This is a genomic window from Streptomyces sp. R44 (genome assembly GCF_041053105.1).
Classification (GTDB): domain Bacteria; phylum Actinomycetota; class Actinomycetes; order Streptomycetales; family Streptomycetaceae; genus Streptomyces.
This window is the reverse complement of sequence record NZ_CP163444.1, coordinates 3658179-3672343: the sequence shown is the minus strand read 5'-3', so window position 1 is coordinate 3672343 and position 14165 is coordinate 3658179. Positions and strand designations below refer to the sequence as shown.

14 protein-coding genes and 1 pseudogene are annotated in these 14165 nt (G+C 73.4%); 7 read left to right on the top strand and 8 right to left on the bottom strand.

Annotation, left to right across the window (positions count from 1 at the left end):
* Positions 1-97: 97 nt before the first annotated feature.
* Together AB5J54_RS16905 and AB5J54_RS16900 are read right to left on the bottom strand one after the other, a co-directional pair.
* Positions 98-841: pseudogene (locus AB5J54_RS16905) on the bottom strand (collagenase); the annotation flags it as partial.
* A gap of 328 nt (positions 842-1169) precedes the next feature.
* A complete protein-coding gene (locus AB5J54_RS16900) occupies positions 1170-1649 on the bottom strand; it encodes a GNAT family N-acetyltransferase (protein ID WP_369144743.1) in 480 nt (159 codons plus the stop codon).
* Positions 1650-1698: 49 nt separating this feature from the next.
* Here AB5J54_RS16900 and AB5J54_RS16895 point away from each other — a divergent pair, with 49 nt between their 5' ends.
* The 3 genes from AB5J54_RS16895 to AB5J54_RS16885 are packed head-to-tail and all read left to right on the top strand — an operon-like array spanning position 1699 to position 4921.
* Entirely contained in the window at positions 1699-2502 is an 804-nt protein-coding gene (locus AB5J54_RS16895; protein WP_369144742.1) for an exodeoxyribonuclease III, read from the top strand.
* A 47-nt stretch (positions 2503-2549) separates the two neighbouring features.
* Positions 2550-3251 (top strand): response regulator transcription factor, encoded by a 702-nt coding sequence (locus tag AB5J54_RS16890; protein WP_369144741.1) that lies wholly within the window; start codon positions 2550-2552, stop codon positions 3249-3251.
* Positions 3248-4921, top strand: a complete 1674-nt coding sequence (locus tag AB5J54_RS16885; RefSeq protein WP_369144740.1) for a sensor histidine kinase — start codon at positions 3248-3250, stop codon at positions 4919-4921. Before AB5J54_RS16890 ends, AB5J54_RS16885 begins: the two co-directional genes overlap by 4 nt.
* Positions 4922-4954: 33 nt before the next feature.
* Here AB5J54_RS16885 and AB5J54_RS16880 read toward each other — a convergent pair whose 3' ends face one another.
* The 6 genes from AB5J54_RS16880 to AB5J54_RS16855 form a co-directional block, all read right to left on the bottom strand.
* Complete coding sequence (locus AB5J54_RS16880) at positions 4955-5320, bottom strand: hypothetical protein (protein ID WP_369144739.1); 366 nt, start codon at positions 5318-5320, stop codon at positions 4955-4957.
* Positions 5321-5716: 396 nt separating this feature from the next.
* Positions 5717-6946 (bottom strand): ABC transporter permease, encoded by a 1230-nt coding sequence (locus AB5J54_RS16875; RefSeq protein ID WP_369144738.1) that lies wholly within the window; start codon positions 6944-6946, stop codon positions 5717-5719.
* A complete protein-coding gene (locus tag AB5J54_RS16870) occupies positions 6943-7671 on the bottom strand; it encodes an ABC transporter ATP-binding protein (RefSeq protein WP_369144737.1) in 729 nt (242 codons plus the stop codon). Before AB5J54_RS16870 ends, AB5J54_RS16875 begins: the two co-directional genes overlap by 4 nt.
* Positions 7668-8915: a peptidoglycan-binding protein gene (locus tag AB5J54_RS16865; RefSeq protein ID WP_369144736.1), complete on the bottom strand. Its 1248-nt coding sequence runs from the start codon at positions 8913-8915 to the stop codon at positions 7668-7670. Before AB5J54_RS16865 ends, AB5J54_RS16870 begins: the two co-directional genes overlap by 4 nt.
* A gap of 5 nt (positions 8916-8920) precedes the next feature.
* Positions 8921-9535 carry a hypothetical protein gene (locus AB5J54_RS16860; protein WP_369144735.1) on the bottom strand — a complete coding sequence of 205 codons (615 nt, stop codon included), beginning with the start codon at positions 9533-9535 and terminating at the stop codon, positions 8921-8923.
* A 101-nt stretch (positions 9536-9636) separates the two neighbouring features.
* Complete coding sequence (locus AB5J54_RS16855; protein ID WP_369149360.1) at positions 9637-10278, bottom strand: MerR family transcriptional regulator; 642 nt, start codon at positions 10276-10278, stop codon at positions 9637-9639.
* 214 nt (positions 10279-10492) lie between these two features.
* On the opposite strand from AB5J54_RS16855, the gene AB5J54_RS16850 reads away from it, so the two are divergent.
* The 4 genes from AB5J54_RS16850 (at position 10493) to AB5J54_RS16835 (ending at position 14130) form a co-directional block, all read left to right on the top strand.
* Positions 10493-12034 carry a flavin-containing monooxygenase gene (locus tag AB5J54_RS16850; protein ID WP_369144734.1) on the top strand — a complete coding sequence of 514 codons (1542 nt, stop codon included), beginning with the start codon at positions 10493-10495 and terminating at the stop codon, positions 12032-12034.
* A complete protein-coding gene (locus AB5J54_RS16845) occupies positions 12031-12948 on the top strand; it encodes an alpha/beta fold hydrolase (RefSeq protein WP_369144733.1) in 918 nt (305 codons plus the stop codon). Before AB5J54_RS16850 ends, AB5J54_RS16845 begins: the two co-directional genes overlap by 4 nt.
* Positions 12945-13835 (top strand): SDR family oxidoreductase, encoded by an 891-nt coding sequence (locus AB5J54_RS16840; RefSeq protein ID WP_369144732.1) that lies wholly within the window; start codon positions 12945-12947, stop codon positions 13833-13835. The genes AB5J54_RS16845 and AB5J54_RS16840 overlap by 4 nt, the downstream gene beginning before the upstream one ends.
* Before the next feature lie 109 nt (positions 13836-13944).
* Positions 13945-14130: a hypothetical protein gene (locus AB5J54_RS16835; RefSeq protein ID WP_369144731.1), complete on the top strand. Its 186-nt coding sequence runs from the start codon at positions 13945-13947 to the stop codon at positions 14128-14130.
* The last annotated feature ends 35 nt before the right edge of the window (positions 14131-14165 follow it).

Here is a 14165-nt window from a genome sequence, read left to right as displayed (position 1 = left end):
AGACAACGAGATCCCGCCCGGTCGAAAGACCGGGCGGGATCTTCGTCGTTCAGGAGTCCTTCGCGGTCTGTCAGGCGCCCGCCGTCGCCACGGCCGTCAGCCAGGCGTTCCAGTCGCTCTCGTAGTCCAGCGAGGTGAGGAAGGAACGCGCGCCGGCCCAGTTCCCGCTGCGGTAGTGGCCGAGCAGGGTGGCCACGTCGGCCGGGTGCCTCTCGACCATGTAGCGGGCGGCGAGGTAGCCCCAGTTGTAGGTGCGGCTGACGTCGCTGTTGGCGTAGGTGGTGTCGAACAGCGTGCGCAGCGGGTACGTGTGCTTGCCGGCCTCGGCGATCGCGTTGGTGTACGTGACGCCGCGGTAGGAGTAGGAGACGTACTCCGCTATGCCCTCGCCCCACCACACGGTGGGGGTGCTCTGGCTCGCGTCGAAGTCGCCGTACAGGTCGAAGCGGCCGTCGAGGTAGTGGGTGTACTCGTGGTTGAGGTTCCAGATCTGCCAGCCGGGGCTCACGTCGGTGCGCTCGTAGCAGATGAAGCGCGGCTGGTTGCCGGCCTTGGCGGGGTCTCCCTCCAGGTACATGCCGCCGTTGTTCGTGTCGATGCCGTAGATCCGGCCCGCGTAGGTCTTGTAGTCGGCGCTCGAGTTGAAGACGTCGACCTCCAGGGTGGTGTTGCGGTCGTCCGCCACCGGTCCCGGGTCGTTCACCACGCTGTGGAAGAAGGCGTCCTGGTTGGCCAGGCTCGTGCAGGTCGCCGCCAGTTGGGCGGCGGTCATCTCCTGGGCCCGGATCCGGAGCGAGGGACCGCAGTCGTGGACGATCGGGAGGATCCGTGATTCCAGCCTGCCGCCGGTGGTGGCGGTCGGGCCGGGGTTGCCCTTGGCGGTGCCGTGGGCCGGGCGCTGGGCCGGGTCCGCGAAGGCGTGGTCCGGCGTGGGGCCGGCCTGGGCGGCCTGGGCGGGGGCGGCCGCGAGGGCGGCGGTGAGCAGGGCGGTGGCGAGGGCCATGATGCGCAAGACGCACTCCTGGTGGGGGAGTTGGGGTCCCGTCCTTGACGGGCTGCGCAGTAAAATGGCACATGTCACATGGCTTGAACAGTCCTGCGAACGCAGAAATCCCGCCCGATCGCGGGATCGGGCGGGATCTCAGGGGTTCCGGTGGCTGCCGGAGGCGTCAGTTCAGCGGCTTCGCGAAGCAGCGGCTCAGTTCGCTGTGGCGGTAGTGGCCGAACTTGGTGCAGGGCTCGTAGCCGCTGGAGGCGTAGAGGGCGATGGCCTCCGGCTGCTCGGTGCCCGTCTCCAGGACCATGCGGGTGCGGCCGGCGGCGCGGGCGTCGGATTCCAGGGCCGCGAGGATCCGGCGGGCCAGGCCCAGGCCGCGAGCCTCGGGTATCACGTACATGCGCTTCAGCTCGGCGTCGCCGTCCGCGTAGCCCTCGTCGTTCTCGTCCTGGGTGCGCCAGCCGCCCGTGGCGACCGGCCGGCCCTCGGGGTCGTACGCGAGGAGGTAGAGGCCGTGGGGCGGGACGAACATTCCGGCGTCCAGCGGTGTGACGTCGCCCTCGTCGCCGTAGCGGGCGGCGTACTCCGCCTGGACCGCGTCGTTGAGTTTGACGGCGTCGGGGTGGTCGTAAGGCGTGGGCTGGATGTTCATGCGATGGATCGTACTTCTATGCGATGGCCTGTGTCTGTATTCTCCCGGGATGCTCACTGTCACGACCGCGAATGTCAACGGACTCCGTGCCGCCGCGAAGAAGGGCTTCGTCGAGTGGCTGGCCGGCAGCTCCGCCGATGCCGTCTGCCTCCAGGAGGTCCGCGCCGAGGAGGCGCAGCTGCCCGAGGAGGTGCGCAGCCCCGACGGCTGGTTCACCGTCCACGCCCCCGCCGCCGCCAAGGGGCGCGCGGGTGTGTCGCTCTACACGCGGCGCGAGCCCGACGCCGTGCGGATCGGGTTCGGGTCCGCCGAGTTCGACTCCAGCGGCCGGTACGTCGAGGCCGACCTGCCCGGCGTGACCGTCGCCAGCCTCTACCTGCCCTCCGGCGAGGTCGGCACCGAGCGCCAGGACGAGAAGTACCGGTTCATGGGCGAGTTCCTGCCGTACCTGAAGGAGCTCAGGACCCGCGCCGCCGCCGACGGCCGCGAGGTCGTCGTCTGCGGCGACTGGAACATCGCCCACCGCGAGGCCGACCTCAAGAACTGGAAGTCCAACAAGAAGAACGCCGGCTTCCTGCCCGAGGAGCGGGAGTGGCTCTCCCGTGTGCTGGAGGAGGGGGACGGGGGCTACGTGGACGTCGTGCGGCAGCTCCACCCCGAGCAGGAGGGGCCCTACTCCTGGTGGTCCTACCGCGGGCGCGCCTTCGACAACGACAGCGGCTGGCGCATCGACTACCAGATGGCCACCCCCGGGCTCGCCGCCAAGGCCGTCAAGGCCTATGTCGAGCGGGCCGCCACCCACGGGGAGCGGTGGAGCGACCACGCGCCCGTCACCGCCGTGTACGAGGTCTAGTACGCGGTACGGTGCTGTGCCGTTGACGGGACCGGGTGGGGGCATCGTTGGGCGCGCGCATTCTCATCGCCGAGGACGACGAAAAGCAGTCACGGCTGATTCGGATCTATCTGGAACGGGAAGGGAATTCCGTCCAGGTCGTCGCCGACGGACGCGCGGCATTGGAACGGATTCGGAGCATACGGCCGGATCTCGTCGTCCTCGATGTGATGCTGCCCTTCGTCGACGGGCTCGACGTGTGCCGCATTCTGCGCTCCGAGGGATCCGACGTACCGATCCTGCTGCTCACCGCCCGCAGCACCGAGGAGGACATGCTCCTCGGCCTCGACCTCGGCGCCGACGACTACCTCACCAAGCCGTACAGCCCGCGTGAGCTCACCGCCCGGGTCCGCGCCCTGCTCCGCCGGTCCCGGGCGACCGGCGCGGCCGCCCGGGACGAGCTGCTGCGGGTCGGCGAGGTCGAGCTCGACACCGCCCGCTTCGAGGTCCGGGTCGCCGGCCGGCCGGTGGCCCTGACCTCGAAGGAGTTCTCCCTCCTGGAGGTCCTGGCCCGCGAGCCGGGCCGGGTCTTCACCCGCGCGCAGCTCATCGAGCGGGTCTTCGGCTTCGACAGCGACGTCCTGGAGCGCACGGTCGACGTCCACGTCCGCAACCTCCGGCTGAAGATGGAGGACGATCCGGGCCGGCCCCGCCATCTGGAGACCGTGTACGGGCGGGGGTACCGCCTCGCCGAGGGGGGCGGGCGGTGAGCTTCCGGCTGCGGGTCTTCTCGCTCGTCCTGCTCGTCGCCGTCGCCGCCAGCGGCGCCACCGCCTGGCTGACCCTGCGGCAGCTCACCGGACAGGTCCGCGAGTCCGCCGCCGCCGACCGCGAGTCCATCGCGGCCATCACCGAGGAGCTGCGTGCCTACGGGGCCGGCCACGGCACCTGGGAGGGCGTCGCCGCCACCGTCCGCACCCTCGCCGAGCAGACCGGGCAGCGCATCCGGATCAGCACCGACCGACAGGGCCAGCTCGCCGACTCCGACACCCTCCTCGGCCGCGACCCGCGCCCCGGCAGCACCGCCCCCGCGCTCCTCGTCGACCCGAGGCCCGAGCTGGAGTTCCCCACGGGCTGGGAAGCCGGCTCGATGCGCAAGGTGACATCCAGCGTGATCGCCCGGTACGGCGCCAACGTCACCTACGCGGCCTGCCTGACCCGGCTCGGACAGCAGGTCACCGTCATGCGCGGCAAGTTCGGCATGCCGCTCTACCGAAACGGCGGGCACACCCCGGCGGGGCCGTGCGTCGACGGCTCGGGCACAGTGCGCCCCGCCGACATCACCGCGGCCGAGGCCTGCCGCGCCACGGGGAGAGCCGAAGCGCTCGCCTGTCTGCGCCGGGTCTTCACCGAGCGCACCGCCGCCGTCGGCCCGCAGCCGCTGACCGTGCGGCTCGGCGCCGTCGACGACGCCGGACAGACCCTGGCCGCGGGGCCCACCGCGCTCGTCGCCGCCGGGGTGGCCGCCGCGGTGCTCGCCTGCGCGCTGCTCCTCGGCCGGGCCGTCCTGCGCCCCGTACGCGCCCTCACGGCGGCCTCCCGGGGGCTCGGCGAGGGCGATCTGGGGCGCAGGGTGCCCGCCTCCGGCAAGGACGAGATCGCGGAGCTCGGCCGCTCCTTCAACCGGATGGCCGGCTCTCTCCAGGGCAGTGAGGAGCGGCAGCGCCGGCTCGTCGGGGACATCGCCCACGAGCTGCGCACCCCCCTCGCGAACCTGCGCGGCTATCTGGAGGCGCTCCGGGACGGCGTCCTGGAGGCCGACCCCGAGCTGCTCGACTCGCTCCACGAGGAGGTGCTGCTCCAGCAGCGGATCGTGGACGACCTCCAGGACCTGGCGCTCGCCGAGGCGGGCGCCCTCACGTACCACCGCAGGCCGCTGGACGCACGGGAGCTGGTGGAGGCCTGCCGGACCGCGCACAGCGCCCGGGCCGCGGCGGCCGGGGTCGCCCTGGAGGTGGCGGGCGCGGGCCCCGGCACCGTACGGCTGCACGGGGACCCGGACCGGCTGCGCCAGGCCCTCGGGAACCTCGTCGGCAACGCGGTGCGGCACACGCCCCCCGGGGGCCGGGTGCTGCTCGCACTGGACGAGCGGGACGAGCGGGTGCGGATCGCGGTCGGGGACACGGGCGGCGGCATCCCGGCCGCCGATCTGCCGTACCTCTTCGACCGCTTCTGGCGGGCGGACGCGGCGCGCGGGCGGGCCACCGGCGGGAGCGGGCTCGGTCTTTCGATCGCCCGGCAGATCGTGGCGGACCACCACGGGGCCGTCGAGGTGACGTCCGAGGTGGGCGTGGGGTCCGTGTTCACGGTGGTGCTGCCGGCCCCGCGGGGCGGGGCCGGCGGCGGGGTGCGGGATCAACGGGGAAGGGTTGCCCCGTAGCGGTTCAGCAGGGAAGCGGGGACCCGTAGCGGTTCAGCAGGGGAGCGGGGACCCGTAGCCGTTCAGCAGGCTGTCCTTGATCCAGCCGGAGACGCCGGTGGTGTTGTCGCGGACGTGCGACCACGTGCCGTCCTGGCCGGCCACCCAGCAGTGCAGGGTGAGGCCGTGGCTCGCCTGCGCCTGGCCGAGCGCGACGCACTCGGTCGTGGGGCCGCTGCGGATGTTCACGTAGTCCGTGTTGGTGCCGCCGGCCCGGCCGTCCCTGTTGGACCAGCCGGGGCTGGAGCAGGCGGCGGTACCGTCCGGGGCGGCCACGGCCGCCGTGGCGGGCAGGACCAGGCCGCCGGTGGCCGCGACGGCGCCGAGGGCCACCGCGGCGAGCTTCGTCCGAAGACGCATCGATCTCTCCTGAACTCGTGGTCGTTCCGTCCGGCGGTGTGCCGGACGGGCGGGTTCGTTCGAGTGCGGGGAAAGAATTGCCCGGAGGGGAGAAACCGTTCAATGGGCGGACGGGGCGTCGGCTTCTTTTCGGTGGTGGATATCCGGCGGGGGCGGCGCGGTATTTCTGGAGTACTTCGGTCGGCGGCCGGACGGGATTCCGCATTCCACTCCCCGGGTTCACGGAGGCTGTGACGGGGGCGTGGGGAGCGGGGCATTCGCTTCCGGTCCGCCGGAATTCCGGAATCCGTCCCCCCGGGGGAATCGGCGGGAGGCGGCGGGAATCGGCGGGAAGCGGCCAACCCGGTCCGGGGCGGTGCCCGGTCGAGGTTGGCCGCTTCCGGCGGGCCGCGCGCGTCAGGTGCCGGACAGGGCCACCGTCGGTTCCAGCCGGCTCGCCCGTACCGCCGGATAGAGCCCCGCGATCATCCCGATCACCAGCGTCGCCCCGACCCCGGCCGCCGTCGCCCACGCCGGGACGACCGTCGGCCAGCCCCGGCTCATCGCGTACGCGGCGGTGATCACCGTCCCGAGGACGGTTCCGCCGAGGCCGCCGATCACCGACAGGAGCAGGGACTCCGTGACGAACTGGGCGCGGATCTGGCCCCGGGTGGCGCCGAGCGCCCGGCGCAGCCCTATCTCGGGGCGGCGTTCGAGGACGGAGATCACCATCGTGTTCCCGACGCCGACCCCGCCGACGAGCAGCGCGACCCCGCCGAGGCCGAGGAGCAGACCGGTCAGCGCCGACTCGGTGGCCTGGCGGGCCGCGAGTGCGTCCGAGGGCCGGGAGACCCGCACCTCCGCGGGCTTCGCCGGGTTCGCCGTGGCCGGCAGCACCGCCCGTACCGCCGCGACGGCGCTGTCCTCGGTGCGGACGTAGACCGTCGACGGATGGCCGTCGAACCGCAGGTACGTCCGGGCCGCGGGACCGCCGACGAGCGCCGCGCCGTCCAGCTCCGGAGCGAGCGGTACGGGGTCGAGGACGCCGACCAGGGAGAACCAGCGGCCGCCGATCCACAGCCGGGTCCCCGCGGTGTACACGTCGAGCCGCTGGGCGGCCGTCGCGCCGAGCACGACCGCCGGGTAGCGCTCGGTCGCCGCGTCCAGCCAGCGGCCGCGGCGCACCCGGCCGCCGACCGCCGGGAGCAGGCCCTCGTCCGCCGCCAGGACGGAGAGGGAGCCGGTGCGGCCGACCGCGATCCGCTCGTTGCGGTAGACCTTCGCGTCGATCGCGCCGGTGGCGGCGACCTCCCGGACCGGGGCGATGCGGTCGATCATGCGGACGGCCTCGGCCGGGAGCTCCGTCCGCTGCCCGCCCAGGGTGGCGCCGGGCTCGACCCGCAGGAGGTTGGTGCCGAGCGCGTCGAGCCGGCGGTCGAGCTCCGCCCGGCCCGAGCCGGAGATGCCGACCACCGCGATCATGGCGGCGACGCCGATCGCGATGCCGAGCGCGGAGAGGAACACCCGCAGCGGGCGGGTGCGCAGGCCGGTGCCGCCGAGCCGGACGACGTCGGCGGGGCGCAGCCGGGCCGGGCGGAGGACGGTGCCTCGCCGCCCGGTGCGCCGTCCTCGCGGGGCGGGGATCATCCGCGGGCTCCGATCGCGGGCGAACCGTCGGGCTCCGTGGTGGTGTCCGCGACCACCCGGCCGTCGCGCATCTCGATGCGGCGGGGGAGTGCGGCCGCGATCTCCCGGTCGTGGGTGATGACGACGACGGTCGTGCCCGAGGCGTGCAGTTGCCGCAGGAGCGCCAGCACGGCCGCCCCCGACGCCGAGTCCAGGTTCCCCGTCGGCTCGTCGGCGAGCAGGACCGCAGGTCCGCCGACCACCGCCCGTGCCACGGCGACCCGTTGGCGCTCGCCGCCCGAGAGCTGGTGCGGCAGGTGGTGGACGCGGTGGCTCAGCCCGACCCGGGCCAGGGCCGCCGCCGCCCGCGCCCGGCGGCGGCGCAGCGGGATCCCGGCGTACAGCAGGCCGTCGGCGACGGAGTCCAGGACCGGGACGCCCACCGCCAGGTGGAACTGCTGGAAGACGAAGCCGATCCGGGTGGCCCGCAGCGCCGACACCTCCCGGTCCGTCAGCTCCGCCACGTCGTGGCCGTCGACCAGGACGTGGCCCGCCGAGGGCCGGTCGAGGCTGCCCATCAGGTTCAGCATGCTGGACTTGCCGGAGCCCGACGGGCCGACGATCGCGACGAGTTCGCCGCGCCGGACGCGCAGGCTCACGTCCCGGACCGCCGCCACACCGCCGGGGTACGTCTTCGAGACCGCCCGGAACTCCACCACGGCGTCCGGGGCCGTGCCCGTGCTCACTGGGGGATCCTCACCTTCAGGCCCGCGCGGAGCGACGGGCCGCTCACCTCCACCATGCCGTCGGCGAAGAGACCCGTGCGGGCGGCGACGAAGCGGCCGTCCTCGGTCTCCAGGCCGTGCCCGCCCTCGGCGAGCGCCACCAGGGCCGCCACCGGGACGGTCAGGACGTTCTCGCGTGTCCTGCCCACGTACTCGACGGAGACCGGACCGCTCTCCAGACGGCCCAGGGACCGCTGGTCGGCGACGGTGATCGTGACCGGGACCGTGGGCGGAGCGCCGCTGCTCCCGCCGTCCCCGTCGGGTGCGGCCGCCTCCTTGCCGACCGAGGCGACCTTTCCCTTCACGGGGGTGCCGTCGGGCAGGCCGACGGTGACCTCGCTGCCGCGCACGGCCCAGGAGGCCTCCAGGGCGGAGGCGTCGACGACGACCTTGCGGGTCGTGCCGGTGTAGCCGAGGACGTTCTCGCCGACCGCCGCGCCGGGGCGGACGCCCGCCCGGCCGAGGCGGATCCGGCCGGAGGCGTACACGACGTCGCCGAGGCCGATCCGGCCGGTCTCGGGCAGGCCCAGGGACTTCTGCCAGCGTTTGACGGCCCGTTCGGTGCCTGCGGTGAAGCTCTCGTCGACGGTGAAGCCGGTGTAGCCGAGGGCGGCGAGGTTGGACTCGAACTGGAGGACGTCCATGCCGCGGAGGGGCTGCGGGGCGGTGGGGGGAGGGGGCGTGGCAGGAGGGGCGGTGGACGGCGTGTCCGCGTCGGCGCTCTTCCCGGGCGCCGGAGGGGCCGGGGTGCCGGTCGTCACGCCCAGTTCGCGGTACATCGGCAGCGTCCCGTACAGCAGGACCACCGGCCGGTCGTCCACCCGGAGCAGGGTGTCCCCGCGCTCGGCGGTCGTGCCCGCCTCGGGGAGCCAGGTGACGGTGCCGGTGGCCTTGACCGGCAGCGGTATCTCCGCTCCGTACCCCAACCGGCCCTCGGTCCTGGTGCGTTCGACGAGGGTCTGCCGGCTGACCGTGACCGTGGCGCCCGCCCTCGGCGGGGCGGCGGGGCCCTCGCCCTCGCCGCCGCCCAGGCCGAGCCGGCCGACGACGGCGACCGCCGCGACCACGACGCAGGCGGCGGCGGCGAGGACGGTACGGCTCCGCCGGCGGCCGGGGGCGCGCGGGGGAGCCGTCCCCTCCTGCCGCGGCTCCATCTCCGCGCCGCCGTCCTCGTCCTCGTCCCTGTCCGTGAAGATTCCGCTCACCGTGCTCAGCCCTTGCCCGGGCCCTGCTCGACGGGGTTGCCGATGATCGGCGCGCAGGTGCGGGCGGCCTGCTTGGCGGCGGCGGTGCCGGAGTTCCACTGGACGTCCCCGTACACGTTGCCGTCGGGCTCGGGGTCGGGGAAGTCGGCGGCGCCGTTCTTCTGCATGCAGTCGGCGAACGCGAACTGCTTCCTGATCTGTTCGGGGGTGAGCTTGGGGGCGAGCCTGCGCTCGATCTCGACGGGGACCGGCGGGTTGAGGCCGCCGCACTTCTGCGAGGCGTCGATGAACGTGGGGTTCTTCTTGAGGACCCTGGCGTCGCCGAGTTCGACCTGGCCGTTCGCGTCGGGGTCGGGGGCGTCCAGGCCGTTCTCGCGCAGGCACTTCACCCAGGCCCGCTTGGCCTCGACGTACGCGGCGACCTCGTCCTTGCCGCCGGCGCTGTTCCCGTCCCCCGCCGTGGCCCTGCCCGTACCGGCGGAGGACGTACCGGCGGAGGACGTGCCGTCGCCGGCCGTCGGGATCTTCCCCGCGCCGTCGTCCCCGCCGGCGCCGCAGCCGGTCAGTAGGAACGCGGTGACCGCCGCCGCGGCGGCCGGCAGTATCCGGTTCGTCCTCATCGGTTCTCCCGTTCCTCCCGTCGGGCCCGGCCGCGGGTGCGGGGGGCGGACCGACCGTAGGACGGGGGTCATGAAGAACTTTTGAAGAACCTGTCAGGCGATCATGAGGCCGTGTCCGGTGCGTCGGGAGCCTCGCGCAGCCGCCTGTCGAGCGCCATCGACAGTTCCGCCTCCACCACGCTCTTGGCGAGCGGGCGCAGCCGCCACAGGTCGTCGTCCTTGGCGTGGGTGCGCAGGAGTTCGGTGAAGAGTCCGGCGAGGGCGTCGGCGTGTTCGCGGACGCGGGCGCCCGCCTTGAGGACCTCGGCGAGCGGGACGCCCTCGCGGACCAGGGCGGCGGAGACGTCGAGCAGCCGGCGGCTGATGTGGATGATCTCCTCGCCGTCGGTGACGAGGTAGCCGAGGTCGAGCGCGGCGGCGAGGTTCTCGGCGGTGACCTCGCCGGCGAAGTGGTCGGCGAGCTCCTCCGGGGTGAGGCGGACCGGCTCCTCCTCGGAGGGGGCGGGCAGCGCGAGGACCTCGCGGACGTTGCGGCCGCTCTCGAAGGCGGTGGTGAGGTCGGCGATGCCGTTGAGGGTGTGGCCGCGCTCCAGGAGGGCGGCGATGGTGCGCAGCCGGGCCAGGTGGTTGTCGTCGTACCAGGCGATGCGGCCCTCGCGGCGGGGCGGTGGGATCAGGCCGCGCTCGCGGTAGAAGCGCAGGGTGCGCACGGTGATGCCGGCGGCGGAGGCCAGTTCCTCCATGCGGTACTCGCGCACGCCCGCCCCTGCGGTCTCGCGCGGGCCGTCCTGTGCGCCCGTCTCGGGACGTGATCCTTCTGCCACACCCGCCAGCCTATGTTGTACCGCCGGTAACTTTCCCTCGCCGTACCCCTACCGCTCGGTAGGGAGCTGCTCTACAGTCCCGACTGTGCCAGTGATTGCTGGCGGAATCTTGGCCGGGCGCACGGGAGGCGGCATGGCGAAGCACGAGCACGTAAGGGTGGCGGTGATCGGGTCGGGATTCGGCGGCATCGGAGCCGCCGTCCGGCTCCGCCGCGAAGGGATCACCGACTTCGTCGTCCTGGAGCGGGCCGACTCCGTGGGCGGCGCCTGGCGCGACAACAGCTACCCCGGCTGCGCCTGCGACGTCCCCTCCCACCTCTACTCCTTCTCCTTCGCGCCCAACCCGGACTGGCCCCGGACCTTCTCCGGACAGCGCCACATCCGCGCCTACCTGGAGCACGTCACCGACACCTTCGGGATCCGGCCGCACCTGCGCCTGAACCACGAGATGCTGAAGGCGCGCTGGGACGCCGAGACGCTGCGCTGGGAGATCGAGACCAGCGGCGGCACCTTCAGCGCCGAGGTCCTCGTCGCCGCCGCCGGACCGCTCTCCGACCCGCGGATCCCCGACATCCCGGGCCTCGCCGACTTCCCCGGCAAGGTCTTCCACTCGGCCCGCTGGGACCACGACTACGACCTGCGCGGCAAGCGCGTCGCCATGGTCGGCACCGGCGCCTCCGCCATCCAGATCGTGCCCGAGATCCAGCGCGAGGTCGGCAGGCTCACCCTCTTCCAGCGCACGCCCCCGTGGGTCATGCCCCGCATGGACCGCGCGATCAGCGGCGTCGAGCGCCGGCTGCACCGGGCGCTGCCCGTCACCGCCACGTTGCGCCGGGGCATCCTCTGGGGCATCCGCGAGCTCCAGGTCGGCGCCTTCACCAAGCACCCGAACGAACTCGGCCTCGTCGAGAAGCTCGCCAAGGCCAACATCGCCCGCTCCATCAAGGACCCGGAGCTGCGGGCCAAGCTGACGCCCTCGTACCGCATCGGCTGCAAGCGGATCCTGCTCTCCAACACGTACTACCCGGCGCTCGCCCAGCCGAACGTGGACGTCGTCGCCTCCGGCCTCCGCGAGGTCCGCGGCTCGACCGTGGTCGCCGCCGACGGCACCGAGACCGAGGTCGACGCGATCGTCTTCGGCACCGGCTTCCACGTCACCGACATCCCGATCGCCGAGCGCGTCGTCGGCGCCGAGGGCCACACCCTCGCCGAGTCCTGGAAGGACGGGGTCCAGGTGCTGCGCGGGGCCACCGCCGGCGGCTTCCCCAACCTCATGATGATCATCGGGCCGAACACCGGCCTCGGGAACTCCTCCATGATCCTCATGATCGAGTCCCAGCTGAACTACCTGGCCGACTACCTCCGCCAGCTGGCGCTGCTCACTCCTACCGGGCTCGGCGGCCGCACCGCCCTCGCCGTCCGCCCCTCCGCCGTCGGCGCCTGGAACCGCAAGGTCCAGGCCCGGATGGAGCGGACCGTGTGGAAGTCGGGCGGCTGCAACAGCTGGTACCTCGACGCCAGCGGCCGCAACACCACCCTGTGGCCGGGCACCACGGCCGAGTTCCGGCGCGAGACCCGGCAGGTCGACCTCTCCGAGTACGAGGTGATCCGCGCCCCCGGGCCGGCCCCCAGGCCCGCCGCCCGTACGACCCGGAAGAAGGAGACCGCCAAGTGACCCTCCACAGCCTGCCCGCCCCCCGGGCGCTCACCGCCGTCTCCGCCGACGGCAGCCCGATCCACGTCGAGGTGTACGGCCCCGAGGACGCGCCCGCCGTCGTCCTCTCCCACGGCTGGACCTGCTCGATCGCCTTCTGGGCCGAGCAGATACGGTCCCTCGCCACCGACCACCGGGTCATCGCCTACGACCAGCGCGGCCACGGCCGGTCCCCCGCGCCCGCCGCGAGCGGCGGGCGGGGCTACTCCACGACGGCGCTCGCCGACGACCTGGAGGCCGTGCTCGCCGCCACCCTCGGCCCCGGCGAGCGGGCCGTGATCGCCGGCCACTCCATGGGCGGCATGACGATCATGGCGGCCGCCACCCGCCCCGGCTTCCGGCAGCACGCCGCCGCCGCCCTGCTCTGCTCCACCGGGCCCTCGCGGTTGACCGCAGAGGCCACCGTCGTACCGCTCCGGCCCGGCGGGCTGCGCAGCCGGCTGACCGCGGCCGTCCTCGGCGCGAAGGCACCGCTCGGCCCGGTCAACGCCGTCTCGAAGAAGATCCTGAGGTACGCGACGATGGGACCGGGCTCGGCACCGGACAAGGTCGAGGCCTGCGCCCGGATCGTGCACGCCTGCCCGCGCGGCGCCCGCTACGGCTGGTCGCAGGTCCTGGCCGGGCTCGACCTCGAAGCGGGCCTGCGGGAGCTGCGGCTGCCGGTGGCCGTGCTCGTCGGCACCGCCGACCGGCTCACCCCGGCCGTCCTCTCCCACGCGATGACGGAGGCGCTGCCGCACTGCACGGGCCTCGTCACCCTGGCGGGCATGGGCCACATGACACCGGTGGAGGCCCCCGAGGCCGTCACCGCGCAGATCCGTGAACTGACGCTCACGTACCTGGGCGTGAAGGAGAACGAGGAGGCAGGGGCATGAGCAGGGTGAGCCTGGAAGGACAGGTCGCGGTCGTCACCGGCGGGGCCCGCGGTGTCGGGGAGCTCCTCGCCCGCAAGCTCTCCGCGCGCGGCGCGAAGATCGCGCTGGTCGGCCTGGAGCCGGAGCAGCTGAAGGAGGTCGCCGGGCGGCTGCACACCGAGGCCGACTGGTGGCACGCCGACGTCACCGACCACGAGGCGATGGCCCGGGTCGCGGCCGAGGTGAAGGAACGGTTCGGGAAGGTCGACATCGTCGTCGCCAACGCCGGTGTCGCGGCGGGCGGCCCGTTCGTCGACTCCGACCCGGCCGCCTGGCGGCGGGTCATCGAGGTCAACCTGATCGGCGGGGCGGTGACGGGCCGGGCGTTCCTGCCGGTCCTCATGGAGTCCCGGGGGTACTTCCTCCAGATCGCCTCGCTCGCGGCCATCACCCCGGCCCCGATGATGACGGCCTACTGCGCCTCCAAGTCGGGCGTCGAGGCCTTCGCGCACAGCCTGCGCGCCGAGGTCGCGTACAAGGGCGTGAAGGTCGGCGTCGGCTATCTGTCCTGGACCGACACGGACATGGTGCGGGGCGCGGACCAGGACGACGTGATGAAGGAACTGCGGCAGCGGCTGCCGTGGCCCTCGAACCGCACGTACCCGCTCGGCCCGGCCGTCGACCGGATCGTCGCGGGCATCGAGCGGCGCTCGGCCCATGTGTACGCGCAGTGGTGGCTGCGCGGGATGCAGTCGGTCCGCGGCTACCTGCCGAGCCTGATCGCCACGGTCGGACAGCGCGAGATGCGGCGCTTCGAGCCGCGCCTGGGCTCGGTCTCCAAGGGCCTGGTGGGCGCGGGCGGCGCGGCGGACGAGCAGGCGCGGTCGGAGGGCCACTCCGCGCGGTAGCCGTCCGTAACTGATCGAAATGCGTGGAATGTTCGCTCGTGCAAGGCTGGTCGAGGCCGGAGAGGCACACTGCCCCGGCCCCCTCTCACCCTTCTAGGAGTGAACGTCCATGGGTATGCAGGACCAGATGAAGGACAAGGCCAAGCAGGCCGCGGACAAGGCCAAGCAGGCCGCCGGCAAGGCGAAGGACGAGGCCTCCCAGCGTGCCTCCAAGGGCCGCGAGCGCGCCGACGACGAGACCCGCCGCGCCCAGCAGGAGGAGCAGGACCGCTTCGACATGGACTACGACGCCTGACGTCGGCCCGTCCTTGAGGAAGGCGCACCCGGGAG

Excerpts from the sequence above, each read along its gene's own strand:
- AB5J54_RS16900 (WP_369144743.1), bottom strand. The coding sequence starts at position 1,649 with ATGAACATCCAGCCCACGCCTTACGACCACCCCGACGCCGTCAAACTC.
- AB5J54_RS16895 (WP_369144742.1), top strand. The coding sequence starts at position 1,699 with ATGCTCACTGTCACGACCGCGAATGTCAACGGACTCCGTGCCGCCGCG.
- AB5J54_RS16880 (WP_369144739.1), bottom strand. The coding sequence starts at position 5,320 with ATGCGTCTTCGGACGAAGCTCGCCGCGGTGGCCCTCGGCGCCGTCGCG.
- AB5J54_RS16875 (WP_369144738.1), bottom strand. The coding sequence starts at position 6,946 with ATGATCCCCGCCCCGCGAGGACGGCGCACCGGGCGGCGAGGCACCGTC.
- AB5J54_RS16860 (WP_369144735.1), bottom strand. The coding sequence starts at position 9,535 with ATGAGGACGAACCGGATACTGCCGGCCGCCGCGGCGGCGGTCACCGCG.
- AB5J54_RS16855 (WP_369149360.1), bottom strand. The coding sequence starts at position 10,278 with ATGGAGGAACTGGCCTCCGCCGCCGGCATCACCGTGCGCACCCTGCGC.
- AB5J54_RS16850 (WP_369144734.1), top strand. The coding sequence starts at position 10,493 with ATGGCGAAGCACGAGCACGTAAGGGTGGCGGTGATCGGGTCGGGATTC.
- AB5J54_RS16840 (WP_369144732.1), top strand. The coding sequence starts at position 12,945 with ATGAGCAGGGTGAGCCTGGAAGGACAGGTCGCGGTCGTCACCGGCGGG.
- AB5J54_RS16835 (WP_369144731.1), top strand. The coding sequence starts at position 13,945 with ATGGGTATGCAGGACCAGATGAAGGACAAGGCCAAGCAGGCCGCGGAC.